The following is a 25,649-nucleotide window of genomic DNA, read 5'->3' on the forward strand; positions in this document are numbered from 1 at the left end:
CCCTGCGCTCAGATCGGGCGTGCCAGATCCCAGATGTAGCCGAAAGGATCGCGCACGCGCGCACGCAGGTCGCCCCAGAACTGCTCGGTCGGCTCTTCCAGTACACTCGCTCCGGCTTCCCGCATCGCCGCGGTGGCTGCGGGCACATCGTCGACGTAGACGTAGAACATGGAGCTTGGCGCCGCTTCGGCGGGCGGGGCCAGGGTCGGCTCAAACTCGCGAGAATTCAGCGTGAAGTTGATCCCGCGATACCGAAGCCGGGCGAACATGGTGCCCTCGCGGTCGGCAAAGGGAAGCACCGCGATCGGCACAAAACCGAGCGTTGAACCATAGAATTCGACCGCGGCGGCAACGTCGTCGAACACCAGCGCCGTCGTTAACCATTCAAGTCCCGGCCACGGGTGCGGCCGCTTCTCAACGTTTTCAAACCAATTGCCGTCGGGCATCGGGGTCAGGGTCGACATACTTACTCCTCCGTTTTTGTGCGTAACTATACAACGCGTCCGGTTCGTAACTATACAACACATCCGGTTAGTATGTAACGAGAGCCAAGCCCGCAGTGAGTGCTGCCTACATCCGGATCGAGTTGTTATGCGCCCAAGCAGTCGCCTCAAAATCTTGAATGCCGCGCAAGGCATCATCACCGCCCAAGGCACGGCGGCCGTCACCTTCGAGGCAGTGGCGGAGGCCGCCGGAGTTTCCCGGGGCGGGGTGCTGTATCACTTCGCAAACAAAACCGAACTACTGGTAGCCCTGCACGAGCACCTCGCCGAACGCTGGGAGGGCGAGCTTGTCGACGCACTCGGGACGCAACCGGAAGACGCCTCGATCGAGGACCGGATTGCCACGTACGCCGCCGCGAGTGAACGCAGCGCCACCGGTGCCGAGCTGATCCTCATGGTCGAGGCATCCCTCCACGGGGAAATGCGCGCACCCTACTCACGGGTGGCGGCCCGCTGGGTGCCTGATGCGAAGCAGGTCCGCGAGGATGATCAGCAGGGTCTGGACCAGCTGATCGCATTGCTCGCCGCTGATGGTTTGTGGGCGAGCGATCTACTGACAGAACTCAATATCCCGCACCGATTACGCAAGGCGCTGGCCCAACGTATCGGCGAGATCGCTCGCAGCGGCCCGTTGACCTAGTTCCGTACCACCTCCGCGGTCCAGGAAACAGCTTCCTGATGATGCAGGTCGAGGTAGTCTTGGGCAACCACCGAGGCTGACCAAGACTCGGCACCGCTGTTGACCCCGCCATTCAGCGTGATGACCGTTGCGCGAACACCTCCCGGAGCCTGTTCGGCGGCCAACGCCCGCACAAAAGCACGCAGTGAGGCCTTGCCGGGCGAAAGGGACACACTATCCGACGACGGCTTGCCGGCTTGTCCCCCGCCGGTAAAGGGTAGACTTCCCTTGCAATTCATCGCAGGAAGCACCACGTCGGCTGCAATTTTCGCCCCGGGAGCTTCAACTTGGATGAATATCCCGCCTAGAAGAATCCCATCGGTGGGAGTATCCGGCCTAACGATCGCCGCTGCGCAGATCAGTGTTTTGGGGAAAAGTCGTTGGGATAGTACAGCTGGAATACCTAGTGACGGTACTGGAGATCCATCTGCACTTCTCGGATAACTCATACTTTTGGCCCAGGGAGACAACCTTTGAAATGGGCTGAGACCAACATTCAGATCATTGGAACACCAGCTGGGAATTGCTCACTATCGGGCCCCATGCTCTTTCACCATCGGCTCAGGTCAATGCACAGTCTGCGCACGGAAAGTCAGTTGGGAGTGTTTGGAGGCGGGAACTGTAAACCCTGCATTCCCATCTTTCCAATAATATGGGAAAATAGGATTGAGCCATTCCCATCTCAGAAAGGGTCTTGGATGAATCAAGCATCCGATCCGCGTGGCATCAGCACAGGCGGCCGGCAGCCCAAGCGCTATCTCGCAGAACCCGACATCAACTTGCCGACAACCTGTTGGCCACCTATTGGATATGAAGAGAAGCAGTGGGAATCGGCCCATGATCCGGCTCATTCGAGGCGTCAAAGGTTGCGCGCCCGAGGTCCATATCAGGCCGCCATAGCCCCCGAGATTTCGAATGCCCAGCCGCTGGTTTCCGGGCAGACCGCAGCGTTGGTGGAAGAAGCAACCATTGAGACTGTGCGCTTCGACAGGGACTTGGGAGATGACGCAGCCCCATTCGCGGCCTTGCTGTTGCGTAGCGAATCGGCGGCGAGCTCTCAGATTGAGAACCTGACTGTTGGCGCCAAACGTATTGCCTTGGCACAGCTGGGAGATCGCTCCAGTTCCAACGCAGCGTTGGTGGCCTCCAACATCTCCGCGATGGCGGCAGCGGTCGATTTGGCCGACAACTTGGATGAGACCAACATACTGGCCATGCACCGTGCTTTGCTGGGGCCGTCAGAACCCCTGATGGCTGGCCACTACCGTACCGAAGCGGTCTGGATTGGCGGCAACTCTCCGCACACTGCCATGTTTGTGCCGCCCAGTTATGAACACATTCCCGAAGCCATGGCAGATCTCATCAGCTTCATGCGCCGTGACGATATTCCTGCTCTGACCCAGGCCGCGATCGCCCACGCCCAATTTGAGACCATCCACCCATTCCCAGATGGCAACGGACGAACCGGACGCGCCCTAGTCGGTTCTATGCTCAGAAATAAAGGCGTTACCGAGAAGGTAACCATTCCTGTCTCATCCGGGCTGCTGACCGACACCAAAGCCTATTTTGACGCGTTGGGCGCTTTCCGCGAGGGCGATATTGTGCCCATCGTGGAGATGTTCGCGGAGTCGACATTCCGAGCCACAGCTAACGGCCGACAGCTGGCTGAGGATATTGGCAATATTCGGCAACAGGTTTACGCCGAATTTGGCCGAGCCCCGGGTGAAGGGCTCAAATGGGCGGCTGAGTTGATACTGCGCGAGCCCGCTATTACCGCACAAATACTCAGTGACACCGCAGGCCAGTCCTCCAGTGCCGCCTACCGCAATATCGAGCGCCTAGAGAAGGCCGGTGCGCTGAAGCTATCTGGTCACATCAACGGGCATCGGGTGTGGATCGCTCCGAAGGTTATCGAGGCCTTGGATAATTTTGCCGCCAGAGCGGGACGGCGAGCTCGCGGATAATCCCAATTGCCAGCGTTCTGCGCCTGACACTCCTTGCGGCTTAGTCAGCACGTGGCCCCGGACAAGCGCGCACGGAAGAATTCCAGCAACGAAAGATTACGAAGGGTCACCGCTCGCAGTGCGCGGAACACCCCATAATGAATCCTCGCGAGGATCTCCCAGTTCTTCACATGCGCACTACCCGGTTCAACCGCCGCACGATGTTTTGAGAGAAGCCCATCGACCAGCACCCGTACGGCGGCGACCAAAGTCTCAAGCCTCAGGAATCACACGCGAGAACATTTCCGGGCGCGGCTGATCGGGATCCGGACCGTTGCGCACACCGCGGTCAAGGCCACTGAGCTCATTGAGTTCAGCGGTGCCCAGATCGAAGTCGAAGACGTCAAAATTCTCAGCGATCCGCAGTGGATTAGTTGATTTCGGAATCACGGATCGCCCCTGAGATATTCCCCAGCGGAGCAAAATCTGCGCGGGGCTTTTGCCATGTGCTTTCGCAATTCGAGCAACGGTGTCGTCCTGCAGGACGTTTTTCCGCCCTTCGCCCCACCCAGGGTAAAACGTGATGCCGCCGATCGGTGACCAGGCCTGGGTGAGGATGACGTGCTTCGCATTGGCATCCTGCACTTGCGGCTGCGTGAAGTACGGATGCAACTCAACCTGGTTCACCGCCGGGATGACCTCGGTTTCAGCCAGCAGGTTTTCCAAGTGATGCGGCATAAAGTTGCTGACGCCAATCGCTCGCACACGCCCATCGGCCAGCAGCTGTTCAAGTGCGTGATAGGCCGCGACGGTCTGATCGAATCGCTCTGGTGCCGGCTGATGCAACAGCAACAGGTCAAGCGTCTGGAAACCCAGCTTCGCGGTGGCTTTTTCAAACGCGTGCAGGGTCGATTCGTAACCATAGTCTGACACCCAGACCTTGGTTTCGATGAATACCTCGTCGCGGTCAACCCCGGAATGGCGGATGCCCTCGCCGACCTCTCGTTCATTTCCGTAAGCCGCCGCTGTATCAATGTGCCGATAGCCGCATTTCAGTGCGGTTTCAACTGCCGCGGTGGTGTCTTCCGGTGCCGATTGGTACACACCAAGTCCGATGGCCGGCATCGTAACGCCGTTGTTTAGTGTCAGATTCATGCTCATGTCTTTCATGGTAGGGAATCGATGGATGATCGTGGCAGGGTCTGCGAGTACCTGTGTCATCGACGTGAAGTGCCGACCGTCGGCTCGGTGGTGATCGCCAAGCGCTTCCGGTGAGCTCGAAGATCGCCGGGGAACACCAAGAACAACACTGCCAAGAAACTGAGGACGAGCAATAGGCACCCGACGGTCAAGGCCGTATACACTTCGGCGCTGATCTGCCCGCTGAACGACGTTTGCGCGGGGCCGCCGGTGGCGCAGGCAACCATGATTCCAAGACCGAGCGTCATACCCATCTGGTGGAAGGTGTTCACTAGGCCTGAGGCGGCCCCAGCAAATTCGACCGGGGTGTTGATGATCCCAAAAGAGGTGAGAGGCGCAAACGCGAGCCCCTGACCAATCCCGATCAGCGCCATCGGCGGTGCAATACCGTCCCAGAATCCGGTGTGCGGGTGCACTGTGCTAAGCCAGTACATTCCCGCCAGCGTGAAGGCGATACCTAGCAACAGCGGAATCGAGGCTGGCAAACGCCTCACAATCTTGGGAATTGTCAGGGCAACAACAAAATTCACGATGGTCATGGGCAGAAAGCCGAGCCCAGCCTGCAGCGGGTTGAAGCCGAGGACGTACTGCATAAACTGCGTCAGGAAATAGAAAAAACCGATCATCGCACCCATGTAGAGCAAACGCGCCAGATATGCTCCGGTGCGACGCCGACTGGCGAACAAGCTCAGCGGCATGATCGGCTGGGTTGCCTTAGCCTCAATGGCCACGAAGCAACCGAGCAGAATAATTCCGGTCCAGATGGGCAGGAGGGTTGAAAAGGACACCCAGCCCCGCTGGGTGGTGTTAATGATGCCAAACACCATCAAGCCGACGGATAGTGTGGCGCACGCGGCTCCCAGGATATCGAAGCGGCCTCTCGCCCGCGGCGTCTCAACGAGGAAGCGCGGGGCAAGGAACATCATTGCCAAGCCCAGGGGCACGTTTACGAAAAACCCTGCTCGCCAGGAGACCCAGTGCGCCAGCACACCGCCAATCACCAGTCCCAGGCTTGCCCCAATCCCTGCGATTGCCCCGTACCAAGCCACGGCTCGATTTCGCGCGTGTCCTGGTGGAAATGAAGCGGTGAGCAGCGACAGGGAGGTTGGTGCGATGATCGCGGCACCAACACCTTGAAGCGCGCGGCCTGCGATCGCCCACCAGCCAACCGGCGCGAGACCGATCAGGGCGGAAGCCAGAGAGAATACCATGAGTCCAAACACGAAAACCCGGCGGCGCCCGAACAGGTCGCCGGCGCGGGCACCAATCAGCAAGAGCCCGCCAAATACCAAGGTGTAGGCATCTTGCACCCACGAGAGTTCTCCGGAACTGAGATCCAAGTCATTCTGCACGCTCGGTAGCGCCGTGAAGATCACCGAGTTATCAAGCAAGATCATAAAGTAACTCATCAAGACCACCGCGAGGATTCCAGTTTGATGAAAGGACTTCGCCGGATCGCGGATTGTTGAATGATTTGTCATAGTTTCAATGCAACCGCTCATGCCAGGCAGAGGACAGACTCTGGTGTTCCGGGGTCTGTCAGTACCTCCCACGGTTGCGCACGATCGCCTATCGTTGAGTGCATGACACACACCAGCGATGTGAAGGCGTTTCTTGCTTCGCGCCGGGCCAAGCTCACCCCCGATCAGGCTGGCCTCCCGGTTTATGGCGGAAATCGACGAGTTCCCGGGCTCCGCCGCGAAGAGGTCGCATTGCTCGCAGGAGTCAGCGTTGATTACTACACCAAAATGGAGCGCGGTAATCTCTCGGGTGCATCCGACAGCGTGCTTGAATCCCTGGCGCGGGCGTTGCAACTTTCAGAGGCGGAAACCGCTCACCTTTACGATCTGGCCCGGGCCGCATCTGCCGCACCTAGAACTCGACGCAAGAGCAGCCCGACAACGGTTCGACCCAGCCTGTCCCGCATCATTGATGCGATTGTTGACGCTCCCGCCTGGATTCGAAACGACCGCGGTGACGTTCTGGCCGCCAATTCCCTGGCCCGCGCTCTGTACGCAGATCTCATGGCCGAGGTGGTCCAACCGCCCAACAATTCCCGCTTCACTTTTTTGAACCCTAAAGCCCGGCAGTTTTACACCAACTGGGAGCAAGCCGCCGATGACATCGTCGCCATCCTTCGTTCCACTGCGGGGCGCAATCCCTACGACAAGGACCTCACCGATCTGGTTGGCGAGTTGTCGACGCAGAGTGAAGAGTTCCGAACTCGCTGGGCTAAACACGATGTGCGCTACCACCGCACCGGCCGCAAGCAGGTTCACCACCCGGTGGTTGGCGACCTGGATCTCGCGTTCGAAGCCTTCGACCTTCCCGGAGATCCGGGTCTGCGCCTGAATATTTACACCGCCGATCCGAATACGCCGTCTGCCGACGCGCTCAAGGTGCTCGCAAGCTGGAGCGCTGCAGAGGTCTAGCACTCCTAGACTGAAAACATGCCAAAAATTCAGGACGTACTCTTATCCAACCAGCAAGCAGTTCCCGCCATCGGACAGGGCACGTGGTTCATGGGCGAGAATCCCAACATTAGACAACAGGAAATTGCTGCGTTGCGCCACGGTATTGAACTGGGGTTAACCCTCATCGATACGGCCACCATGTATGGGGACGGGCTCGCCGAGCAGTTGGTTGGCGAGGCCATCACCCCGGTACGCGACGACGTATTCCTCGTGGACAAGGTACTTCCCTACGAAGCGTCGTATGCAGGGGTCATTTCCTCCTGCGAAGGTTCCCTTGAACGACTGGGGACGGATTACATTGATCTGCTGCTCCTTCACTGGCCTGGCTCGCATCCGGTGGAGGAAACCGTTCGCGGATTCGAAAACCTGAAAGACCGCGGATTAATCGGCGACTGGGGTGTGAGCAATTTTGACTCCGACGAACTGCATGCATTGCCCGCGTCTCCACTGGTGAACCAGGTCCTCTACAACCCCAGTCGGCGCGGGGTGGAATTCGACCTGTTGCCCTTGCACTCGGCCGCGGCCCCGCAGATCACCACCATGGCCTACTCCCCCATTGAGCAAGGCAGGCTACTTGCTGATCCGACCTTGCGCGCGGTTGCGGAGGACCTAGGCGCAAGCATCGCCCAGCTCCTCATCGCCTGGGCCATCCGTGACGGTTCAACCATCGCCATCCCGAAGTCTTCACGTGTTGAGCACACCGCGGAAAATGCAGCGTCCGCGCAGCTTCGATTGACCGACCAACACATTGAGGCGATTAATAACGCATTCCCGGCTCCGCTCTACCCGACGCCGCTTGAGATGCTTTGAACCCACACCTGTGCGTCGAACGTCGAATTGCCTAAAGTTTCCCCGGTGCGGCACGCCTCGGGTGCCGCGCGTGAGCTCACCTTGCGCGAATACTCGAATTGCGCGCTATTTGTTGGGGATCTTGGGTCGATTTCTCGGTGAACGCGACATTATTGCTAGTTAATCCACTCTTGAATACCCCTAAAACTACTTGAGTTTAAGCTGACTGCTACTTGACCGGAGTAGCCCAAGGGTTCGATATTAGTAGAATGACCGGATTCCAGAACGAACGCCGAGCGGTGCTGCCTTCGCGCGTCGAGGCGCTTAACACAGCGCTTGACGTTGCACGTAGCGGCGGCCCCATCCTGATTATCGGTGACGCCGGGACGGGCCGAACCACCTTTTCCTTGCAGCTCATGGATCGGATCGACTCCAAATTCATCTGGATCGTCGGCTCGAAGGCGCTTAGCTCCGTGCCGTTTTCTACGCTCAGCGTTCTCGCGACCCAGCTCCCCGAGGGATCGGCAGGCACCACACCCACAGCGCTGGTCACCGGCATCGCTCGCGCAACGAGTGAACACATCCAGTGGGTTTTTCTAGACCACGCAGAACATGTCGACGAGCAAAGCGCTGCGGTCCTCAAACAGTATTCCATCTCAGGAAACATTCGTTTGGTAATCGCCGCCTCCTCGGTTCGCTCCATGCCATCGGAGCTGCGCTCAATGATCTCATCACCGAATCTTCTGCGTGTTGACCTAGAACCGCTGACATACGACGACGCGCAGATGATGCTCGGTGAAATCCTGGGCGGTGAGGTTAATTCAAGCACCATCACCTCGCTCCTGGAATTCGCGGGGGGCCATGCGCTGCATCTGCGCGAGCTGTCCCTGGATGCCCGAGCCAGCGGCGCACTGACCAAACAACACGACTACTGGACCCTGAGCCGGACGTGGACTCCCCGAGGCAAACGCACCTCGGAGTTGATCAACGCCCGGCTGAGCAACCAGACCGAAAACGTGAGAGAAGCGCTGGAACTTCTCGCCGTGACCGGACCGGTCCCCCTTGAAGTTGCCCTCAAACTCGTAGGGCAGTCCGTCTACGAAGCCATCGAGACCGAGTTGGTGCGCCTAGACGTCATTTCTGAAAACCCGGTGACCGGCGAGCGCGTAGAACAGGTTCGGTTGGGAACGGGTCTTTCATCGGAGTTGGTGTTTAACAGTTTTGATGCGTCAACGCTGCGTCGGCATGTTCGGACCATTGATGAGAAGTTGACGTGGGAGCTTTTTGATTCGGCCGCGCGTAGTCGTTTTACCAGGCATCGGTTGGATATGGGCTTGACGGTGCCCATTGACGAGTTGCTCTCCGATGTGCGGCAGGCTTCGGGTGCTCGGCAGTTTGATCAGGTGATTGCGTTGACGGATCTGCTTGATCGGCAGCTGGTTGAGTCCGCGTTGCAGTTGGAGACGTTGCTGGTGGCTCGTGCTGAGGCGTTGTCCGAGTTCGGGATGCCTGAGGCGGCGTTGACGTTGTTGCAGGAGCACCTTGCGACGGGCTCGCCTGAGCTGCGGTTTGTTGCGGCAAAGATCGCTTATGCGAGTTTGGGCCGGTTGGAGACTGCTGAGCAGTTTCTTCAGGCTCTCCCGGGGGATCCGCCAGGTGTTGCGGCTTATTTGTTGTTGATTCGTTCGAGGGCGAACAAGGTTGTTGATGTTGCGGCGTTGCGAAGGTATGCGTCGATGCCTGAGCTGCGCAGTGAAGGTCGGGCGGCGATTTTGGCTCATGTGTTGGTTGAGCAGGCGCATGCCGGGTTGGCCGAGGATTCGATGGCTGAGTATGTTCAGTTGACTGAGTCTGCGCAGTGGAAGCAGTGGCCGGCTTCGGTTCGTTCTGAATTGATTTTCGCGTTTCCTACGATTGCGTTTGCGTTGGGGTTGAATCCTGCGCGTTTTGCGGATTTGTCGCTGGGTGAGGATTTGAAGACTGCTAATACTTGTCATGGGAATGTGATTGTGGGTATTGGTATGGGTTATCTGGAGTCCGGGTTGGCGGAGCAAGCGCTGGCGTGTTTTGAGCAGGCTATTGGTTTGTTTGCGGTTGGTGACCCGAATTTGGTGAAGGGGTTTGCCGCCGCGTTGGCTGCTGCTGCGGCAACGTTGCTCGGTGAGCGGCAGAAGGCGTCGTTGTATTTAGCGATGTCGCGTGCGGAGCCTGAGGTTTCTGGGCAGATTTCTCGGCCGGTTGCCGATCGTTGTTTGTTGTCGGTGATTCTGGATCTTGACGGTGCGCAGGCGGCGCAGGTGCATTTGCGGGAGCATCTGTCTGCGGCTGAAGCTTTCGGCCGAAAGAATCTGGTGATGCGTTTGTTGCTTGAGGCGTGGCAGTGTGGCTTGCTCGGTGATGTTGCTCAGCTCTCTGAGGCTGCACGGCAGGTTCAGGGTCCTTTGGCGGCGGTTTTGTCGGGTTATGAGGATGCACTGAAGGATCCGACGGAGTTGAGTGTTGTTCCGTTGGTGCAGGCTCATGTTGAAGCTGGTCAGTTGTTGTTGGCGGCGCAGTTGGCCGCGCGCGCTTCGGAGCAGGCTCGGATTTTGGGGCGGCGTGCTGTGGCGACGCATTTGTTGGGGTTGTCGGTAGAGATTGGGCAGCCGTTGGAGCAGGTTAATACTTTTGCCTGGGGGCGTGCCCGGATTGATTCGTCTCTTTTGACTGCTCGTGAATATGCGACATGTGTGTTGGCGGCTAAGGGTGCTAGCAGCCTTGAGATCTCTAAGGAGTTGTTTTTGTCTACTCGTACCGTGGAAGGTCATCTGCAGCGTTCTTATACGAAGCTGGGGATTACGGATCGTCGTCAGTTGATCGCGGAGCGTGCAGATGTGGACTCTGTGGCTCCGGTGGATACTCTAGGCCTACCTATTTCGATGTGATTACCTACCTAGTCCGCGTGATTTTCCACTGAGTGTCGATACTTGCGCATATGATGATTGTTGTTCGATCTGTCTACGCGATGGGTTCTTGGGGGAATCACAGTAGTTGATCGGAATGTTGGCGGGATAGTAGCTTGCTTTCACTCGCAATGAGCGCAAAAGACTTCCACCGATACCGGCTGGTGCCAGTGTCTTTTGACGCTGGCACCTTGTCGTTAAGCAAATGTGACATGACTGTCGGTCGATTGATTCGAACCTATATTCGAATCTGCTCGTTGAGATGGTCTAACCCCGTGTTTTTTGAGACTTTTTGTCTGAAACATGACGGGTGGCTCGGATTTTCGACAACAAATAGGTGCATGTCAACGGGTGAGACCATAATGGAAGGGAATAGTGTGGCAGGCCGTCGCTCGCCGGTGCGCCTGCTTTGACCCCTCATCCCCCAGTCGAAAGGCATCGCCCCGTGAAACGCGCGCTCTTTGAAGAAGATCACGAACAGTTCCGCGAACTTGCCCTTGAGTTCAATTCCCGCGAGATCTCCGGCAAGTATGCCCAGTGGGAGAAGGATCATCAGATCCCCCGCGAGGTGTGGCAGTCGGCCGGCGAGAACGGCTTGCTGGGTCTGGCGGTACCAGAGGAGTTCGGCGGCATGGGGATCGAGGACTATCGTTTCCGTGTGGTGCTGGATGAGGAGTTTGTCCGTTCCGGGCATCTGGCGGTGGCTTTGGCGTTCCACCTTCACGATGATTTGGTGCTGCCCTACGTGTTGGCCTATGGCTCGCAGGATCTCAAACAGCGTTGGCTGCCACGTTTTGTGGATGGGTCGACGATTACGTCCTGTGCATTCACCGAGCCGGGTGCCGGTTCAGACCTGCGTGGGGTGCGCACCAAGGCCGTGCGTGATGGCGAGGATTGGTTGCTCAGTGGCCAAAAGACGTTCATCGGCAATGGTGCGTATGGTGATGCGGCCGTGGTTCTGGCGAGGACCGATGGTTTGACCACGCGTGCCGGCGAGGATTCGTTCTCGCTGTTTATGGTTGAGCGTTCCGAGGGTTATTCGAATGGCCAGCCCTTCGACAAGATGGGGTTGCGGGCTTCGGACACCGCTGAGTTGTTCTTCGACGAGGTTCGGGTTTCGGATGCCGATCTGATCGGCGAGGTCGGCAAGGGGCTCAGCTACGTGAAGGAACAGCTGCCGCAGGCCCGCCTGGCGATCGCAGTAGCCGCGAGCGCCATTGGCTCGGCCGCCTTTGAGCAGGCGTTGGCGCATGCCGGCGAGCGCTCGGCGTTTTCGCAGGTGCTGACCGAATTCCAGAACACTCGTTTCGAGTTGGCGGATTTGAAGACTGAGTCGCATGTCACCCAGGGCTTTGTGGATCGGGCGGTGCTTGCGTTTAATGAGGGTGAGCTCAATGCCCAGGAAGCCGCCGAGGTGAAGCTTTGGGCTAGTGAAAGCGCGAAAAGGCTCACCGATCGGGCCTTGCAGATTCATGGCGGGTACGGCTACATCATGGAGTACCCGATCGCCCAATCGTTTACCGCTTCTCGGCTGCTGACCATCTTCGGTGGCACAAGTGAGATCATGCGTGAAACTATTGGACGAGCACTCTAAGCATTTTTTGGAAAGGAACTGATCACGTGCCTATTCGGCAGATCACCGTCTACGGGGAACCCGTCCTGCATTCTCGCGCAGTTGAGGTCAAGGAGTTCGACGACGAGCTACGCCAGCTGGTGGCTGACATGCACACCACCATGGATGCCGCGCACGGTGTCGGCTTGGCCGCACCGCAGATCGGGATCGGGTTGCGTTTGTTCACCTACGTCTACGCGGATCAGGATGACGCCCCGGAACGTGGTGTGGTGATCAACCCTAGGTTGACGCTGTCGAAGGTCTCCGGGGCCGCCCCCGACGCGGATGACGACTCCGAGGGGTGTTTGTCGGTGCCTGGGCTGGATTTCCCGCTCAAGCGCGCCGAATACGCCAAGGTGGAGGGTTTTGACGAGTTCGGCAATCCGATCTCGTTTGAAGCTCACGGGTGGTTCGCCCGGATCATGCAGCACGAATACGACCACCTGGATGGGCTGTTGTACGTGGACAAGCTGCAGCCGCGTTGGGACAAGCGCTGGAAAAAGGCCAAGAAGTCCCTGGGCTGGGGTGTTGCGGGAATCACCTGGTTGCCGGGTACCGATGAAGACCCGTTCGGCCACTAGGTTCGAAACTCGACATACCGCTGATGCAGCGCCGCACCGATTCGATCGGTCGGCGCTGTTTCTGCGTTCCAGAGCTCCGTTGCCCGGCCTAAGCGCAGCCAGAAGGCTTTGACCATCCCGTTTTTCCCCGGGCCGATGCTCGCCTGCAGTTGCGCATCGGCCGCCAGGGACCGGTCGGCGTAGGACAGGTAGTACTCGTCGAAGGGGCCCAGCAGGCGCAGCGGCAACCTGGAGGGCAGCGCGGTTTCGTGCACCGCGTAGTCGGTGAGCAGGTAGAGATCCTCTCCCCGGGCGTCCTGCCCCACGCAGTGCAGTTCGGCGCCCAAGTCAGCGGCGGCTCTGCGCAGCGTGGTGAGCGTCTGCCCGGTGTACCAGGCGGCATCACGGACGCTGGCCGGTCCGTGGGCGCGCAGATAACGTCTGAGCAGCTCCTGAAGGGGTTCTGCGGGTTCCAGGTCGGCGGCGGTGAGGGTTTCGAGCAGAATGAGGTTTTGCCCACTCGGGCCGGCACCGTCGGGAATCGGGCCTAAACACAGCAGCCCGTCCAAGACCAGGCACATCAGCAGGTGCACCCCGCGTTGCGCAGAGGTGCCTATCCCGTGTTCATTGAGCATGGCGAACAGGTTTGTCCGGCTGGCGCTGCCGTGATCTGTCAGGTGGCTGATGATCAGTTCGCCAGCGGTGTCGATATCGGCCGCGGTGATCTGCAGTTCGTGCAGGCGCGGTGCCATGGCCGCCAGGGTGCGTTCCCTGGCCAGCCGCACCAGCCATCGAACATCTGCTGGCAGGCAGAGATGCAGGGTGCCGCGCATGGTCCACGAACGGACCAGCTGCCCGGAGGAAAACAGCGCATCAATCTCAGAACGTGTGGTGCCGGGATTCGCGCGGTGCGCCAGTGCGTACCGCCCGGCGGCCAGATCCTGGGACTGAATGGCCAGCATGTGCCCGGCTGCCCCAAGAACGGACCCGGCCGGCGACAGCAGCAACTGGTTGGCCATGCGCAACGCCCTGATCCTATTCGGGGTGAGGCTTCCACTCATCTTCCGGCTCCGCTCAACCATTGATCGATCGCGCGCCGCCGCAAGGACAGATCGTGCAGGGTTTGCCATGACAGCACCATACGATTCTCCCCGAGCCGGTGCACGTAGTACCCAGCCAACGGCAAGACAATGAACTCGGACAAGCCATTGCCGATAGCCTGCATGAAACGCGGTTCCCGTATCTCGCTCGGGAGCACACCACGCATTTGGTCCAGCTGCCGATCCCACGCCTGGAACGCGGGAACATCGATTCCGTGCTCGCCGAAGGCCACGGACCAGCTGCCAGGAACCGGAGCCCCGTCCTCAAGCTCAGCGTTTGCCCCACGAGGCAGTTCCATCCTTAGACCGGGAACCGTGAAGCCGCCGCTGGCATTCGCAACCCAGGCATCCAGCCATAACTGGCGCCAGCGAGCCTCCCACACGCTGCGTGGCGTTCCCGCAGGCAGTGCGGAGGCCCCCGTATCAGGTGCCGGGTCCAGCGCCGGCAGGTCAAGATCTTGCGCCAAGCCCCACGCGGTGCGGACAAAGAGGAGCATGGCCAGCGGCCTGATCTGGTCGTTGACGCTGAAGGACAGGCCTTCACCGGAAGTGTTCGGTTCCATGGTGCGCTCCTTGACCTCTCTGGGTGTTGGTGCGAGCCTTCCACAACAGACGCGGCAACTCAAGACTGCGGCAGCTACTCCAGCGGTGTGCGCAGCCATTCGGCGAGCGCCCGGGTGAGCAACGGCCTGCTGGCGGCGGTGTCGAAGGATGTCACCAGGTGCGAATCACTCAGCCGGTGCACGCAGAACCCGGCCCAGGGCACCACGGTGAGCTTGCGCAGCCCGCGCTCCCAGGCGGCGAGAAGCACGGGGTGAACTTGCGGGCTCCGCAGCACCGGGTCGAGGCCAAGCCCGAAAGCCGGATCGAACATCTGTTCCCATTGCTGAAACGCGGCCCAGTCCAGGCCTGCGGTGCCGTACTTCGCGGTCCAGAAATCATTTTCACTAAGGTGCTCCGTGGCCGCGAGGCTCTGTGCGGTTCCCGGGGCTCGATAGCTTCCCTGCGTCTGGGCGCCCCAGGCCTCCAGCCAGGTTTGCCGCCATCGCTGTTCCCAGAGTTTTGGGTCGGTCTCGCGGGGCATCGCAGAAGTCCCGGATTCGGGGGCCGGGTGCAGTTGCGGGAGCGGGAGCTCTTCTGCCAGGTGCCAGGCGTGACGGATAAATAGCAGCATCCGGATGGCTTGCGCCTGATTGTCCACGTCCAGCATCATGTCCCGAGCTTGGCACAGGCAACCGGTCTTGGCAACGAGTGGCAATAAATCTGTTCAGGTTTCTTCCCGGGCACACCGAACGCCGCGGCTGGCTGATTCGTGTCCTTGTGGGGTGAGGGCACAGCCGCGCCAGTGGCTACTTCCAGACAGAGAAAATCAGCCGGCGCCGTGCGTCAACGCACGGACTACTTCACGCTCCAGCGGTTCCGGCCCAGGCGCCACCGGTGCCCGTCCGATTCGATGCAAAGAACTGTGTTCGCTCCGGCGCGCAGCAACCGCGGCCGATGCTCGATACGCGCCTCACCGCGAAGATAAACACGCAGCGCACGGCAGAGCATGGCCAAGCCTTCATCGGGGTCCATCCCAGCGTCATGGTCATCAAGGATTGCGCACTGGACGTTGAGCTCAGGAACAAAAGCTTCCAACCACACCCCGTCCAAGCGGAAGCACACGGTGCGGCTTGAGCCCGGCGCGCCGCCCACACGAACCGAATACCGTGGCGGGTTCTCGCGCACCTCGGCTTCCAGTACGGTGAAACCCTCATCAAACGTCGCGGCAACCACACGATCCAACCGTGTTGTGAGCAGATCCGGCATGCCCTCAGTCTAGAGCCGCCAACTACGCCACAGGGGCCACACCCCGTGCCACGTAGCACGAGGATGCGGCCCCTGTGGAAGAGCGCTGCGGGAGACTTAGGCGGTGACCGCTTCAGCCTTCGCTGCAGGTACTGCGACCGGGTGGGTTCCGGCCATGGTCTCGATGACGCGGACCACCTGGCAGGAGTAACCGAACTCGTTGTCGTACCAGACGTAAACGACGGCGTTTTTGCCGGTGGCGATGGTCGCCAGGCCGTCAACGATGCCCGCACGGCGCGAACCGACAAAGTCCGTGGAAACAACCTCAGGCGAGTCGATGAAGTCGATCTGCTTGTGCAGCTGCGAACCCAACGAGGTTGCACGCAGGTAGTTGTTCAGCTCTTCCTTGTCTGTGGCGGTCTCAAGGTTGAGGTTCAAGATGGCCATGGACACATCAGGGGTTGGAACGCGGATCGCGTTGCCGGTCAGCTTGCCTTCAAGCTCCGGCAGCGCCTTGGACACGGCCTTGGCGGCACCGGTTTCGGTGATCACCATGTTCAGGACCGCCGAGCGTCCGCGACGTTCGCCCTTGTGGAAATTGTCGATCAGGTTCTGGTCGTTGGTGAAGGAGTGAACGGTCTCAACGTGGCCGTGGACCACACCGAACTTGTCGTTCAGGGCCTTCAGGACCGGGGTGATGGCGTTGGTGGTGCAGGATGCGGCGGAGACAATGGTGTCCTCGGCGGTGATGTCGCCATCGTTGATGCCGTGCACGATGTTCTTCAAATCGCCCTTGCCCGGTGCGGTCAGCAGCACCCGGGAAACACCCTTCGACTGCAGGTGCTGGGACAGGCCAGCCTGGTCGCGCCAGCGGCCGGTGTTGTCAACCACGATCGCGTTGTCGATGCCGTACGCGGTGTAGTCGATGGTCGCCGGGTCGTTCGAGTAGATGACCTGGATCAGGGTGCCGTTGGCGAGGATGGTGTTGTTTTCCTCATCCACGGTGATGGTGCCATCGAACTTGCCGTGCACCGAGTCGCGACGCAGCAGCGAGGCGCGCTTGACGATGTCGTCATCCGAGCCCTTGCGCACCACAATGGCACGCAGGCGCAGGCCGTAACCGCCGCGCTCGATCAGGATGCGGGCCAGCAAACGGCCAATACGACCGAATCCGTACAGCACCACGTCTGTTGGCTCGGCATCGGTGGCGCCGGCCTGGCCCACCTTGGCGCCCAGCTCAGCGGCGACGAATGCTTCCAAGTCGGCGGAGCCGGACTCGACGAACTTCTTGTTCAGGCGGCCAAGGTCAACGGAAACCGAACCGACGTTCAAGGTTTCGATGACATCGAGGATTGCCTTGGTGGCGTTCAGATCCAGCTCTGCGCCATCGATGCGGCGCACGACGCGGTGGGCCTTGATGATATCGATGACGGACTGGTTGATCAGCTTGCGGCCGTAGACGGAGGTCACCACATTGTTTTTGCGGTAGAGACGTCCGATCAATGGAATCATGGCCTCGGCGAGCTCTTCGCGCCCGCTCCATTCTTCCTGGGCAACGACAGACTGCTGGGTCACAGAGAATCCTTCCAAATCAGCCGACTTGCAGATCCATAAAGTCGGTTGGCACCGAGAGAAGCACCATTGCTTTTGCGGTGGCGCGGGGTAACAGGATCATCCCCGCAAGTACGTTTTCCATTCTAGACGGTGCTGGGATATTCCACAGATTTCCACCTGTGAATCATCTCACCGTGAAGGATTGTGAATGGGATGGCCGATACGCCGGGTTTTGTCCCGCCGAAGCGGTGACGATCATCTATCTACGACTGCCGTTGCCGACAGCCTCTAGCGGTCCACCCGACTGCATGGGGCGAACAGCCCTCATAACGCAGTCTGTCTGACCTTGCTCCGAGTGGGGTTTACCGAGCCATCCCGGTCACCCGGGATGCTGGTGGTCTCTTACACCACCGTTTCACCCTTACCAGGAAAACCTGGCGGTCTATTTTCTGTGGCACTAGCCTGCGGGTTACCCCGAGTGGGCGTTACCCACCACCCTGTTCTGTGGAGCCCGGACGTTCCTCGGGACAAAAAATTGCCACGCGACCGTCTAGCCATCCCATTCACCACTAGTCTAGTCCCTCAAGTGAGCAACATCTTGACCACCCTCACGCGAACTGGCTCACACTAGGGCTTTCCGGCGATAAGCTGGAGAGCGTGCTTATTTTGTTGCCGCCTTCAGAAGGCAAAACCGCCCACGCAGCCGGAGCTCCCTTCGAGATCCAAGATCTCTCCTTCCCCGAACTCACCAAGGACAGGGAACTGGTCATCGGTGCGCTCGCCGAGACTTCATCGCGTGAAAATGCACTGGAGCTGCTGGGTGTTGGCGCGTCACTGGCCAACGAGGTCACCCGCAACATTGAACTTCACACCGAACCGGCCGCCCACGCCCACGATATTTACTCGGGTGTCCTCTTCGAGGCACTGGGCTACTCCAGCTTGGATACCGCGTCGCAGCAACGTGCCGATGACTGCGTGGTGGTGATCTCCGCCTTGTGGGGAGCCGTGCGCTTCGCGGACCGGATTCCTCCCTACCGGCTGTCGATGTCGGTGAAACTTGAGCCCTTGGGAAAACTCGCTAGCTGGTGGAAAAAGCGTATGACTTCGGTGCTTGATGAAGCGGCTGCGGGGCAGCTGATCGTTGACGCACGGTCGAGCACCTATGCGGCCGCCTATAAACCGTCCGGGAATCACTGTGTGGCCGTGAATGTTTTCCAACTTCGCAACGGCGTCCCCAAAGTGGTCTCCCATTTTGCGAAACACACCCGTGGCGAGGTTGCACGATTTTTGGTCCAGCAATCCCAGGCTCCTTCCACGCCGCAGGAACTGCTGGAGCTGGTTTCCACACGTTGGGAAGCGAGCCTGTTGGAAGACAAAAAGGGTTTGGCGCTGAATATCCTGCTCCCACAGGATCACCAGTTCACCACCTCGAAACCGGCGAGCTGAGCTGCAGGACGAAAAACTAATACAGGTTAAAAGATCAGATCTCCGCCCGCACCAGCATGCCGGCAGCAACACGCTGAGCGAAAAAATTGTTCAGCATGTTGAATACTCCACGCCAATACGGCTCGTTGAAGCTTGACGAACTAGATGTGCTGTCCGTCTATTTCGGCTTTGCCGCAAGCAACCACGCAAGGTCGCGCTTACGTGCAGCCGCAGAGTAGGGTGCCGCGACGATTCCGAACCGTGTTAGGAGTTTCGACATAGGGAAGGTCTGTCTCAAGAGGCCGCTCCGACGCAGCCGCAGACTGAGCGGTTTCCGATACCCGATTGACAGTGGTTTTCGAATTTTTAGTCATGGATATGGCCTCCGTTCATGCACCAAGGATAGCTCGGGAAGTCCGCGCCGTCGGGCAAAGTACACACGATTTTTTGTTTCCGCCAGGCACCCCGAGAACCGTCGAATAGCTGCCGGCGGCAATCAGTGATTCACTCACTGCGGGCACCCGAGGCTTCAACAACGTTGCCGAGATCCGCGAAGTGGATTCACCTCATGGTGAGGCGACCAGCTCGACTTCGAATCCGGCCTCGTCTTCCAGGTAGGCAGCATAGTGCTGCGGTCCGCCGGCGTAAGGATGGCGGTCGGCAAACATCAACTCAAAGCCATGGTCCAACGCTTCAGCAGTGAGCAGATCTACGTTCTTCCGGCTTCCAGCGTGGAAGGCCAGATGGTTCACCCCGGCTTGGGTGCGTTCGTGCATACCGGGTCGTACATCTTTCCCCGATTCAAGAACTATGTAAAAATCCTTGTGACGGTAGCTGACTCCGGCGCTCCACCGAGAGTCAAGTCCGAATCCAAGGCGCATCAATAACCAGCCAAGCGAACGCTCACTGGCCGCTAGATCTTGAACCCACACTTCCAGGTGGTGAAGCATCAAATCCCGCTCAAGGTGTGAGCACGAAGTCCCACGGGTCCGAATTTATTTGGGAAACCTCGATGTCAACCTCGTGGCCCAGATCCCGCAGAACATTGCCCAAGGCCCTGGCCGCTGAGGACAGCCAGACCCATTCCGAGGCGAAGTGGGACACATCGATCAGGTACGGGAATCCCGTTCCGGCCGCTTCACGAGCTTCACTGGCCGGGTGGTGGCGCAGGTCGGCAGTGACATACACGTCGGCCTGATGCGAACGCACCGCGTCGAACAAAGAGTCCCCCGCCCCGGAGCACAGGGCGATCTTGCGCACCAATCCGGTACGGTCACCGGCCACACGGATCCCGCCGGCCACGGCGGGAAGCACCGAATATACACGTTCGGCAAAGTCTTCGAGTTTCATGGGTTTATCCAGGAATCCGACCCTGCCCAAGCCTTCTTCGGGCAAACCGTCTTTGGATTCAACCAGCGGCACGCAGTTCTTCAGCCCAAAGGCATCGGCCAGGGCATCATTGACCCCGCCCACGGCGCTGTCGGCGTTGGTGTGTGCGGTGAGCAGCGCGGTACCGGTTTCAATCAACCGGTGAATCGCCTCGCCCTTGAAGTTTGTTCCGGCGACCTGGGTGACCCCGCGCAACAACAATGGGTGGTGGGTGATCAGCAGATCGGCACCGCGGTCGATCGCATCCTCGATCACTTCCAGTGTGGGATCTACCGCCACAACGATCTTGGAGACCTGTGAACTGGTTCGTCCGGTCACCAGGCCAACGGCGTCCCAGTCCTCGGCCAGGGACTGCGGCCAGAGTTCCTCGGCTGCTTCAAGGACATTGCCCAACGTCGCGGGCGCAGTGGTGTTCTCCCCCTGCGTATCCGCCGGTTCATCGGCAACGGGCTTGAGCGCAGGAGGCGCCACCGCAGCAACTTTCGACTGCGGTTCGTGCGAGTTATTTGCCTTGCTCTGCATATCCCAAGCCTACGCGCTGAAACTGGGGATGGAACAGAATGCAACGCCGCGACGTTGGGATCTGTGTGAGTACTCTGAGCATTCAATCGCCCCATCATTTCACTCCCAGCCTGACCATCGACGGCACACGGCTAACGACCTTCGTGCTGGCCGGCGGCTGTTTCTGGTGCCTCGACGCGGTGTACCAGCGCACCAAAGGCGTAGCCGCGGTCATTTCGGGATACATCGGCGGTCATACCGTAGATCCGGACTACTACCAGGTGTGCAGCGGAACGACCGGCCACGCCGAGGGTCTAGCCGTGATTTTTGATGAAAACGTGGTCCCGGCCGACGTCATCTTGGACATGTTTTTTACGGTGCACGACCCGACCACCCTCAACCGGCAGGGATACGACGTGGGCACCCAGTACCGCTCGGCGATGTTCCCACTCGATGACCAGCAGCACGAGGTTTTTCAGGCAGCCATCACAAAATACGAGGGCTTATACCCCGATCCGATCGTCACCACAATAGAAAAGTCGAAAGATTTCTACCCGGCCGAGGAAATTCATCAAGATTACTACTCAAACAACACCCAGGCGGGATATTGCCGGGTCATCATCGACCCAAAGCTCGCAAAAGTCAGGAAATATTACGCTCAATGGCTAATCGAGGCCTAAGCGCCGGGTCGCCCCACTAGTGTTGGAGGTGAACCACTCACGAGGTGTGATGCTCCCTTTGGGGCCGAAACACCAAATCACACCCCGTGAATCACACTTGCCTCACAGTCACGTAAGGATTGCATCAAAGATGGCCAAGATCTACAACAATGTCACCGAAGTCGTTGGCGGCACCCCGCTGGTGAAGTTGAACCGCCTGAGCGAAGGCCTCCCGGGCAACATCGCGGTCAAGCTGGAGTTCTACAACCCAGCCAACTCGGTCAAGGACCGTATCGGCGTGGCCATCGTCGATGCCGCGGAAAAGGCTGGCGCTTTGAAGCCAGGTGGAACCATCGTGGAGGGCACCTCGGGCAACACCGGTATCGCCCTGGCCATGGTGGGCGCGGCTCGCGGTTACAAGGTCATCCTGACCATGCCTGAAACCATGTCCACCGAACGTCGCGTGATGCTGCGTGCCTTCGGCGCCGAGATCGTGCTGACCCCGGGTGCCGATGGCATGCGCGGTGCGGTGGAGAAGGCCAAGGAGATCGTGGCCACCACCGAGAACGCCATCTGGGCCCAGCAGTTCGCCAACGCCGCGAACCCGCAGGTCCACGAAACCACCACGGGTCCGGAAATCTGGGAAGACACCGATGGAGCGGTCGACATCCTGGTCGCCGGCATCGGTACCGGCGGCACCATCACCGGCGCCGGCCGTTTCCTGAAGTCCAAGAACGCCAACCTGCAGCTGGTTGCCGTGGAGCCCAAGGATTCGCCAATCCTCAACGGTGGCAAGCCAGGCCCGCACAAGATCCAGGGCCTGGGCGCAAACTTCATCCCGGAGGTGCTGGACACCGACCTGTACGACGAGGTGCTCGATGCAAGCATCGAGGACTCGGTCGCTACCGCCCGTGCGCTCGGTGTGCAGGAAGGCATCCTAGGCGGTATTTCCGCTGGCGCCGCTGTGTGGGGCGCACTGCAGGTTGCCGCTCGTGAAGAGAACGCCGGCAAGCTGATCGTGGCGATCATCCCCGACTTCGGCGAGCGCTACATCTCCACCCTGCTTTTTGATGACATCCGCGGCTAATCAGTTACCGACGCGAGATCGTTGACAAGAAATTTGTCCAAGCGTGAATAAATCGGCGTGAGCCACCGTTGAACCATTTAGGGTTCGCCACGGTGGGCTCGCGCCGATTTGCTGTGTGACAACAGTATTTCTGTCACAAAAACCACTAACCACTAAGGTAGATTTCATGAGTTTCTTCTCCCGGCTTCGTGAAGACCTGGCCACCGCCCGCTCCCATGACCCAGCCGCGCGCAGTGACGTGGAAAACTTTTTTGTATATTCCGGACTGCATGCCATCTGGCTGCACCGTCTGGCCCACCGGATGTGGCAAAACCCTGCCTTGCGCTGGCCGGCGCGCCTGCTCTCCCAGGCGAACCGCGCGACCACCGGTATTGAGATTCACCCGGGCGCGACCATCGGCCGACGGTTCTTCATCGACCATGGGATGGGGATCGTCATCGGCGAGACCGCTGAGGTCGGCGACGACGTCATGCTGTATCACGGGGTGACCCTCGGTGGCCGTTCGCTGGCCAAGGTCAAGCGCCACCCAACCATCGAAGACCGTGTGGTGATCGGTGCCGGCGCGAAGGTGCTAGGTCCCATCACCATCGGCGCGGATTCAGCGGTCGGTGCGAACGCCGTGGTTGTGAAGGACGCCCCGGCAGGTTCGATTGTGACCGGTATTCCGGCGCAGAATCGCCCGCGTACCCCTGAGCAGCATCAGCCGGCCGTGGATCCGGCCGAATACATCGATCCGGCAATGTGGATCTAGCACACCACCTTTAACCGAGAAGGCCCCGCCCTTGGGCGGGGTCTTTGTTGCACCACCCAGAGAACGGTGAATCATGCATGTTCCGGGACAACGCCCGCAAGTCTGGACCTCTGAAACAACTGCGGTGCGCGCACTCGCTGCGCTGGCGATCTGTCATGCCGAAGAATTCGGGCGGTCTCTGAGCGAGATCACCGGGTTGCCGTTGACAGGTGTTCTTCCCGGTTCGGTCCGGCGTGAAGATCATCGGACCGATCTTCTGTTGCGCACCGAAGCTGGCCGTTCGGTATTTTTGGAAGCAAAGATTGACGATTTTGTCTCCGTGGAACAAATCGACAAGTACACCGCCGAATTACCGCAGTCATACGGTGTTCTGCTTGTCCCTGATGCTACGGCACCAGACGTTGTCAGCGTCGTAGAACAGCGACCGGAGCTAAGGGTCGTGTGCTGGAAGGATTTGCTGGCCAGTCTGGCTTTAGTCAACCCCATAGCCTGCCAGCTCGAAGAAGACATTAATCGGATGAGTTCGCTGCCTGACAGCAAAGCGCGTGCGCGCCACATGATGCATCGAGCATTAGAAGTCATCGGGCGTTCGGCTCCGGGAACCGATCAGGTGGATTTCGAACTGACGTATGCCCAGAGCCGATACCCGAGTCTGGACTTGCAAGTGGCGAACACCTGGGTTTTCGGCCAGGTTGAACCCGCGCGCACCAAAGGCAGGGAGCTGAAGTTCACGGCGAAAGTCGGTTTCCGCACCGATGAATCCGATCAGCGAGATGCTGCCAGCATCGAGCGGATGCTGCCAGCATCGAGCGGATGCAGCGGGCCCTGCACCGGGCCTGGGAGGAAGCTGAACGGGTCGAAGCCGGAAACCACGCGGTGCTATCACGCGATCGGCATGCTTCGAAACACCAGCAGGTTTTTGGCACGGAACACCCGTTTCAGGCACGAGGATACCGAAATTCTCATGTTGGTGTTGCGACCGTAGGCTCTGCCGACGTCATGGAGGTCACGGCTTGGGCGCAGGCATTGGCTCGGGCGTTCGCCCCGGTGTCCCGTGAAATCTGGGGTTCCCCACCGGCCAGTTAGGATTTATTGGTGCCTGGCGTCAGGGACGCGCGGGTTCAAGATGGCCCCTGAAGATCAACACCTGCCGGGTGAGTCGAAGATGACTCACCCGGCAGGTGTCTGAATTTTTAGTTATTACCGGCTGGCTACTGTGCCAGACCGTGGTTTTCAGTGCTTCCGTTCACCGACTGAACCTCTTCGTCGGCTGGATCCTGCGCTTGGGCGCCCAGGTTGCCACGGGTTAGCTTGTTCATGATCATTGCCAGGGCACCGTCGCCGGTGACGTTGGTCGCGGTTCCGAAGCTGTCCAGGGCAATGTAGGCGGCGAACATCAAACCGACCTCCACGTCTCCGAAGCCCAGCATCTGCACCAGCAGTCCGGAAGCCGCCGCAATGGCCCCGCCGGGTACGCCGGGAGCGGCGACCATCATGACGCCGAGCATCAGGATGAATGGCAGGTAGGAAACGAATGAGACATCTCCGCCGGACAGCAGCACCACGGCGATGGAGAAGCAGGTGATTTTGACCATCGACCCGGACAGGTGGATGGTGGCGCACAGCGGCACCACAAATCCCGCGACGGCGTCGGAGACCTTGTTCTTTTTGGTTGAGGCTAGGGTCACCGGGATGGTGGCCGCCGATGAGCTGGTGCCCAGTGCCGTGAAGTAGGCATCACGCATGTTCCACAGCGCCTTGAGCGGGTTTTCCTTGTTCATGGCGCCGGCGACGGTGAATTGAATCAGCAGCACTACCAGCGTGAGGGCGAAGGAGACCACGGCGACCAGTAGGAACTTGGTGATGATGGTGATGGCCGCGCCGCTGGCGGACAACTCCAGGAAGATCCCGAAGATGAACAGCGGCAGCGCAGGGACGATGATGCGGCGGATGACCGCTTCGATGATGCTGCGGAATTCGACCGCGCCGCGGAAGATCACCTTGGAATGGAAGGCGGTGATTCCCACCCCGATGATGAATGCCAGCACCAGGGCGGTCATGACGTCCAACAGCGGTGGCAGCACAATTTCAGTTGCCGATCCCTGGGCGGAGTTCACCAGCGACACATAGGCGCTGAATCCCGAGCCCTCGCCTTCCTCGATCTCTGCCAGGCCTTGGCCGAAGAGCGAGGCGGTGAAGAGCCACCGGCTCACAAAGTAGGCAAGCAGCCCGGCGAACAGCGTGGAACCGTAGGCGATGGCCGCGGTGATCCCCAACCATTTGCCAGCTCCCTTGCCCAGTTCAGCGATCGCCGGGGTCACCAGGCCAAAAATCACCAGCGGGACGATGAACCCCAAGAAGCCGGAGAAGATCGAGTTGTAGGTCAGGAACACGCTTCCAAGCCAGGTGGGCATGACCGGTCCGAGCAGGATGCCCAGCACGATGGCGACAAGGATCCAGCCAAGCAAGGGTATTGATTTCAGCAACATCATGAGGTTCCTTCGGAAATTCAAAATCGGTGGGTGATGATCGGCGGTGCACCTAGGCTGTGGCGTGGCGCACGACCCGAACAAGCCTAGAGGGTGGGAATGTCCACCTGAAATCCGGCAACAGCGATCCTGTACTCTTTGGCGTGGATCACGGCCAACCGTAGACAAGTTGTCGGGTTAGTGCGATGAACGGTTCAGGTTATC

General features: G+C 59.5%; 24 protein-coding genes and 1 other RNA gene. 12 read left to right on the plus strand and 13 right to left on the minus strand.

What is annotated here, in order from left to right; translation table 11 throughout:
- Positions 1-8: 8 nt before the first annotated feature.
- Positions 9-464 (minus strand): VOC family protein, encoded by a 456-nt coding sequence (locus tag ACIOWL_RS00130; protein WP_400380126.1) that lies wholly within the window; start codon positions 462-464, stop codon positions 9-11.
- A 154-nt stretch (positions 465-618) separates the two neighbouring features.
- Here ACIOWL_RS00130 and ACIOWL_RS00135 point away from each other — a divergent pair, with 154 nt between their 5' ends.
- The gene (locus ACIOWL_RS00135; protein ID WP_400380129.1) at positions 619-1,143 is read left to right on the plus strand and encodes a TetR/AcrR family transcriptional regulator; all 525 of its coding nucleotides are present in this window, start codon (positions 619-621) and stop codon (positions 1,141-1,143) included.
- Here the strand turns inward: ACIOWL_RS00135 and ACIOWL_RS00140 are convergent.
- The gene (locus ACIOWL_RS00140) at positions 1,140-1,355 is read right to left on the minus strand and encodes a hypothetical protein (RefSeq protein WP_400380132.1); all 216 of its coding nucleotides are present in this window, start codon (positions 1,353-1,355) and stop codon (positions 1,140-1,142) included. The two genes, ACIOWL_RS00135 and ACIOWL_RS00140, sit on opposite strands and share 4 nt — an antisense overlap.
- A 525-nt stretch (positions 1,356-1,880) precedes the next feature.
- On the opposite strand from ACIOWL_RS00140, the gene ACIOWL_RS00145 reads away from it, so the two are divergent.
- A complete protein-coding gene (locus tag ACIOWL_RS00145) occupies positions 1,881-3,146 on the plus strand; it encodes a Fic family protein (protein WP_400380135.1) in 1,266 nt (421 codons plus the stop codon).
- Between the two features lie 252 nt (positions 3,147-3,398).
- Here the strand turns inward: ACIOWL_RS00145 and ACIOWL_RS00150 are convergent, their stop codons facing one another.
- Together ACIOWL_RS00150 and ACIOWL_RS00155 are read right to left on the minus strand one after the other, a co-directional pair.
- On the minus strand, positions 3,399-4,280 hold the full coding sequence (locus tag ACIOWL_RS00150; RefSeq protein ID WP_400381514.1) for an aldo/keto reductase: 882 nt from the start codon (positions 4,278-4,280) through the stop codon (positions 3,399-3,401).
- A 62-nt stretch (positions 4,281-4,342) separates the two neighbouring features.
- Positions 4,343-5,806 carry an MFS transporter gene (locus ACIOWL_RS00155; protein ID WP_400380137.1) on the minus strand — a complete coding sequence of 488 codons (1,464 nt, stop codon included), beginning with the start codon at positions 5,804-5,806 and terminating at the stop codon, positions 4,343-4,345.
- Between the two features lie 102 nt (positions 5,807-5,908).
- Between ACIOWL_RS00155 and ACIOWL_RS00160 the strand changes: the two genes are divergently transcribed.
- From ACIOWL_RS00160 to def, 5 genes are all read left to right on the plus strand, one after another.
- Positions 5,909-6,757, plus strand: a complete 849-nt coding sequence (locus ACIOWL_RS00160) for a helix-turn-helix transcriptional regulator (RefSeq protein WP_400380140.1) — start codon at positions 5,909-5,911, stop codon at positions 6,755-6,757.
- An 18-nt stretch (positions 6,758-6,775) separates the two neighbouring features.
- Positions 6,776-7,609 (plus strand): aldo/keto reductase, encoded by an 834-nt coding sequence (locus ACIOWL_RS00165; RefSeq protein WP_400380143.1) that lies wholly within the window; start codon positions 6,776-6,778, stop codon positions 7,607-7,609.
- A gap of 248 nt (positions 7,610-7,857) precedes the next feature.
- Positions 7,858-10,512 (plus strand): LuxR C-terminal-related transcriptional regulator, encoded by a 2,655-nt coding sequence (locus ACIOWL_RS00170; protein WP_400380146.1) that lies wholly within the window; start codon positions 7,858-7,860, stop codon positions 10,510-10,512.
- 463 nt (positions 10,513-10,975) lie between these two features.
- Positions 10,976-12,124, plus strand: a complete 1,149-nt coding sequence (locus ACIOWL_RS00175) for an acyl-CoA dehydrogenase family protein (protein WP_400380149.1) — start codon at positions 10,976-10,978, stop codon at positions 12,122-12,124.
- 26 nt (positions 12,125-12,150) lie between these two features.
- Positions 12,151-12,723 (plus strand): peptide deformylase, encoded by a 573-nt coding sequence (def, locus tag ACIOWL_RS00180; RefSeq protein WP_400380152.1) that lies wholly within the window; start codon positions 12,151-12,153, stop codon positions 12,721-12,723.
- On the opposite strand, the gene ACIOWL_RS00185 is transcribed toward def, so the two are convergent.
- The 6 genes from ACIOWL_RS00185 to rnpB all read right to left on the minus strand — a co-directional run bounded on the left by ACIOWL_RS00185 (position 12,720) and on the right by rnpB (position 17,706).
- Entirely contained in the window at positions 12,720-13,763 is a 1,044-nt protein-coding gene (locus ACIOWL_RS00185) for a winged helix DNA-binding domain-containing protein (RefSeq protein WP_400380154.1), read from the minus strand. The two genes, def and ACIOWL_RS00185, sit on opposite strands and share 4 nt — an antisense overlap.
- Entirely contained in the window at positions 13,760-14,365 is a 606-nt protein-coding gene (locus ACIOWL_RS00190; RefSeq protein ID WP_400380157.1) for a hypothetical protein, read from the minus strand. The genes ACIOWL_RS00185 and ACIOWL_RS00190 overlap by 4 nt, the downstream gene beginning before the upstream one ends.
- A 74-nt stretch (positions 14,366-14,439) precedes the next feature.
- Positions 14,440-15,015, minus strand: a complete 576-nt coding sequence (locus ACIOWL_RS00195; RefSeq protein WP_400380159.1) for a hypothetical protein — start codon at positions 15,013-15,015, stop codon at positions 14,440-14,442.
- Between the two features lie 185 nt (positions 15,016-15,200).
- Complete coding sequence (locus tag ACIOWL_RS00200; RefSeq protein WP_400380161.1) at positions 15,201-15,611, minus strand: hypothetical protein; 411 nt, start codon at positions 15,609-15,611, stop codon at positions 15,201-15,203.
- A gap of 96 nt (positions 15,612-15,707) precedes the next feature.
- Positions 15,708-17,165 carry a glyceraldehyde-3-phosphate dehydrogenase gene (locus ACIOWL_RS00205; RefSeq protein WP_400380163.1) on the minus strand — a complete coding sequence of 486 codons (1,458 nt, stop codon included), beginning with the start codon at positions 17,163-17,165 and terminating at the stop codon, positions 15,708-15,710.
- A 184-nt stretch (positions 17,166-17,349) separates the two neighbouring features.
- Positions 17,350-17,706: RNase P RNA component class A (gene rnpB, locus ACIOWL_RS00210), an RNA gene on the minus strand.
- Positions 17,707-17,801: 95 nt separating this feature from the next.
- Here rnpB and ACIOWL_RS00215 point away from each other — a divergent pair.
- On the plus strand, positions 17,802-18,590 hold the full coding sequence (locus ACIOWL_RS00215; protein ID WP_400380165.1) for a YaaA family protein: 789 nt from the start codon (positions 17,802-17,804) through the stop codon (positions 18,588-18,590).
- Positions 18,591-19,135: 545 nt separating this feature from the next.
- On the opposite strand, the gene ACIOWL_RS00220 is transcribed toward ACIOWL_RS00215, so the two are convergent.
- Both ACIOWL_RS00220 and ACIOWL_RS00225 read right to left on the minus strand, forming a co-directional pair.
- A complete protein-coding gene (locus ACIOWL_RS00220) occupies positions 19,136-19,519 on the minus strand; it encodes a VOC family protein (protein WP_400380168.1) in 384 nt (127 codons plus the stop codon).
- Positions 19,520-19,529: 10 nt separating this feature from the next.
- On the minus strand, positions 19,530-20,480 hold the full coding sequence (locus ACIOWL_RS00225; RefSeq protein WP_400380171.1) for a Nif3-like dinuclear metal center hexameric protein: 951 nt from the start codon (positions 20,478-20,480) through the stop codon (positions 19,530-19,532).
- A gap of 38 nt (positions 20,481-20,518) precedes the next feature.
- Here ACIOWL_RS00225 and msrA point away from each other — a divergent pair, with 38 nt between their 5' ends.
- From msrA to ACIOWL_RS00245, 4 genes are all read left to right on the plus strand, one after another.
- Positions 20,519-21,139, plus strand: a complete 621-nt coding sequence (gene msrA / locus ACIOWL_RS00230) for a peptide-methionine (S)-S-oxide reductase MsrA (RefSeq protein ID WP_400380174.1) — start codon at positions 20,519-20,521, stop codon at positions 21,137-21,139.
- 130 nt (positions 21,140-21,269) lie between these two features.
- Positions 21,270-22,205, plus strand: a complete 936-nt coding sequence (gene cysK / locus ACIOWL_RS00235; protein ID WP_400380176.1) for a cysteine synthase A — start codon at positions 21,270-21,272, stop codon at positions 22,203-22,205.
- Positions 22,206-22,371: 166 nt separating this feature from the next.
- Positions 22,372-22,956 carry a serine O-acetyltransferase EpsC gene (epsC, locus tag ACIOWL_RS00240; protein ID WP_400380179.1) on the plus strand — a complete coding sequence of 195 codons (585 nt, stop codon included), beginning with the start codon at positions 22,372-22,374 and terminating at the stop codon, positions 22,954-22,956.
- A 259-nt stretch (positions 22,957-23,215) separates the two neighbouring features.
- Positions 23,216-23,941: a hypothetical protein gene (locus ACIOWL_RS00245; protein ID WP_400380182.1), complete on the plus strand. Its 726-nt coding sequence runs from the start codon at positions 23,216-23,218 to the stop codon at positions 23,939-23,941.
- A 226-nt stretch (positions 23,942-24,167) separates the two neighbouring features.
- Here the strand turns inward: ACIOWL_RS00245 and ACIOWL_RS00250 are convergent, their stop codons facing one another.
- Positions 24,168-25,448, minus strand: coding sequence for a dicarboxylate/amino acid:cation symporter (locus ACIOWL_RS00250; protein WP_400380184.1), 1,281 nt, complete (start codon positions 25,446-25,448; stop codon positions 24,168-24,170).
- Positions 25,449-25,649 lie beyond the last annotated feature (201 nt).

Source organism: Glutamicibacter sp. NPDC087344 (assembly GCF_044744225.1).
Taxonomy (GTDB): Bacteria; Actinomycetota; Actinomycetes; order Actinomycetales; family Micrococcaceae; genus Glutamicibacter.

Excerpts from the sequence above, each read along its gene's own strand:
- ACIOWL_RS00130 (WP_400380126.1), bottom strand. The coding sequence starts at position 464 with ATGTCGACCCTGACCCCGATGCCCGACGGCAATTGGTTTGAAAACGTT.
- ACIOWL_RS00145 (WP_400380135.1), top strand. The coding sequence starts at position 1,881 with ATGAATCAAGCATCCGATCCGCGTGGCATCAGCACAGGCGGCCGGCAG.
- ACIOWL_RS00150 (WP_400381514.1), bottom strand. The coding sequence starts at position 4,280 with ATGAATCTGACACTAAACAACGGCGTTACGATGCCGGCCATCGGACTT.
- ACIOWL_RS00155 (WP_400380137.1), bottom strand. The coding sequence starts at position 5,806 with ATGACAAATCATTCAACAATCCGCGATCCGGCGAAGTCCTTTCATCAA.
- ACIOWL_RS00160 (WP_400380140.1), top strand. The coding sequence starts at position 5,909 with ATGACACACACCAGCGATGTGAAGGCGTTTCTTGCTTCGCGCCGGGCC.
- ACIOWL_RS00165 (WP_400380143.1), top strand. The coding sequence starts at position 6,776 with ATGCCAAAAATTCAGGACGTACTCTTATCCAACCAGCAAGCAGTTCCC.
- ACIOWL_RS00170 (WP_400380146.1), top strand. The coding sequence starts at position 7,858 with ATGACCGGATTCCAGAACGAACGCCGAGCGGTGCTGCCTTCGCGCGTC.
- ACIOWL_RS00185 (WP_400380154.1), bottom strand. The coding sequence starts at position 13,763 with ATGAGTGGAAGCCTCACCCCGAATAGGATCAGGGCGTTGCGCATGGCC.
- ACIOWL_RS00190 (WP_400380157.1), bottom strand. The coding sequence starts at position 14,365 with ATGGAACCGAACACTTCCGGTGAAGGCCTGTCCTTCAGCGTCAACGAC.
- ACIOWL_RS00195 (WP_400380159.1), bottom strand. The coding sequence starts at position 15,015 with ATGATGCTGGACGTGGACAATCAGGCGCAAGCCATCCGGATGCTGCTA.
- ACIOWL_RS00200 (WP_400380161.1), bottom strand. The coding sequence starts at position 15,611 with ATGCCGGATCTGCTCACAACACGGTTGGATCGTGTGGTTGCCGCGACG.
- ACIOWL_RS00220 (WP_400380168.1), bottom strand. The coding sequence starts at position 19,519 with ATGCTTCACCACCTGGAAGTGTGGGTTCAAGATCTAGCGGCCAGTGAG.
- ACIOWL_RS00225 (WP_400380171.1), bottom strand. The coding sequence starts at position 20,480 with ATGCAGAGCAAGGCAAATAACTCGCACGAACCGCAGTCGAAAGTTGCT.
- msrA (WP_400380174.1), top strand. The coding sequence starts at position 20,519 with ATGCAACGCCGCGACGTTGGGATCTGTGTGAGTACTCTGAGCATTCAA.
- cysK (WP_400380176.1), top strand. The coding sequence starts at position 21,270 with ATGGCCAAGATCTACAACAATGTCACCGAAGTCGTTGGCGGCACCCCG.
- epsC (WP_400380179.1), top strand. The coding sequence starts at position 22,372 with ATGAGTTTCTTCTCCCGGCTTCGTGAAGACCTGGCCACCGCCCGCTCC.
- ACIOWL_RS00250 (WP_400380184.1), bottom strand. The coding sequence starts at position 25,448 with ATGATGTTGCTGAAATCAATACCCTTGCTTGGCTGGATCCTTGTCGCC.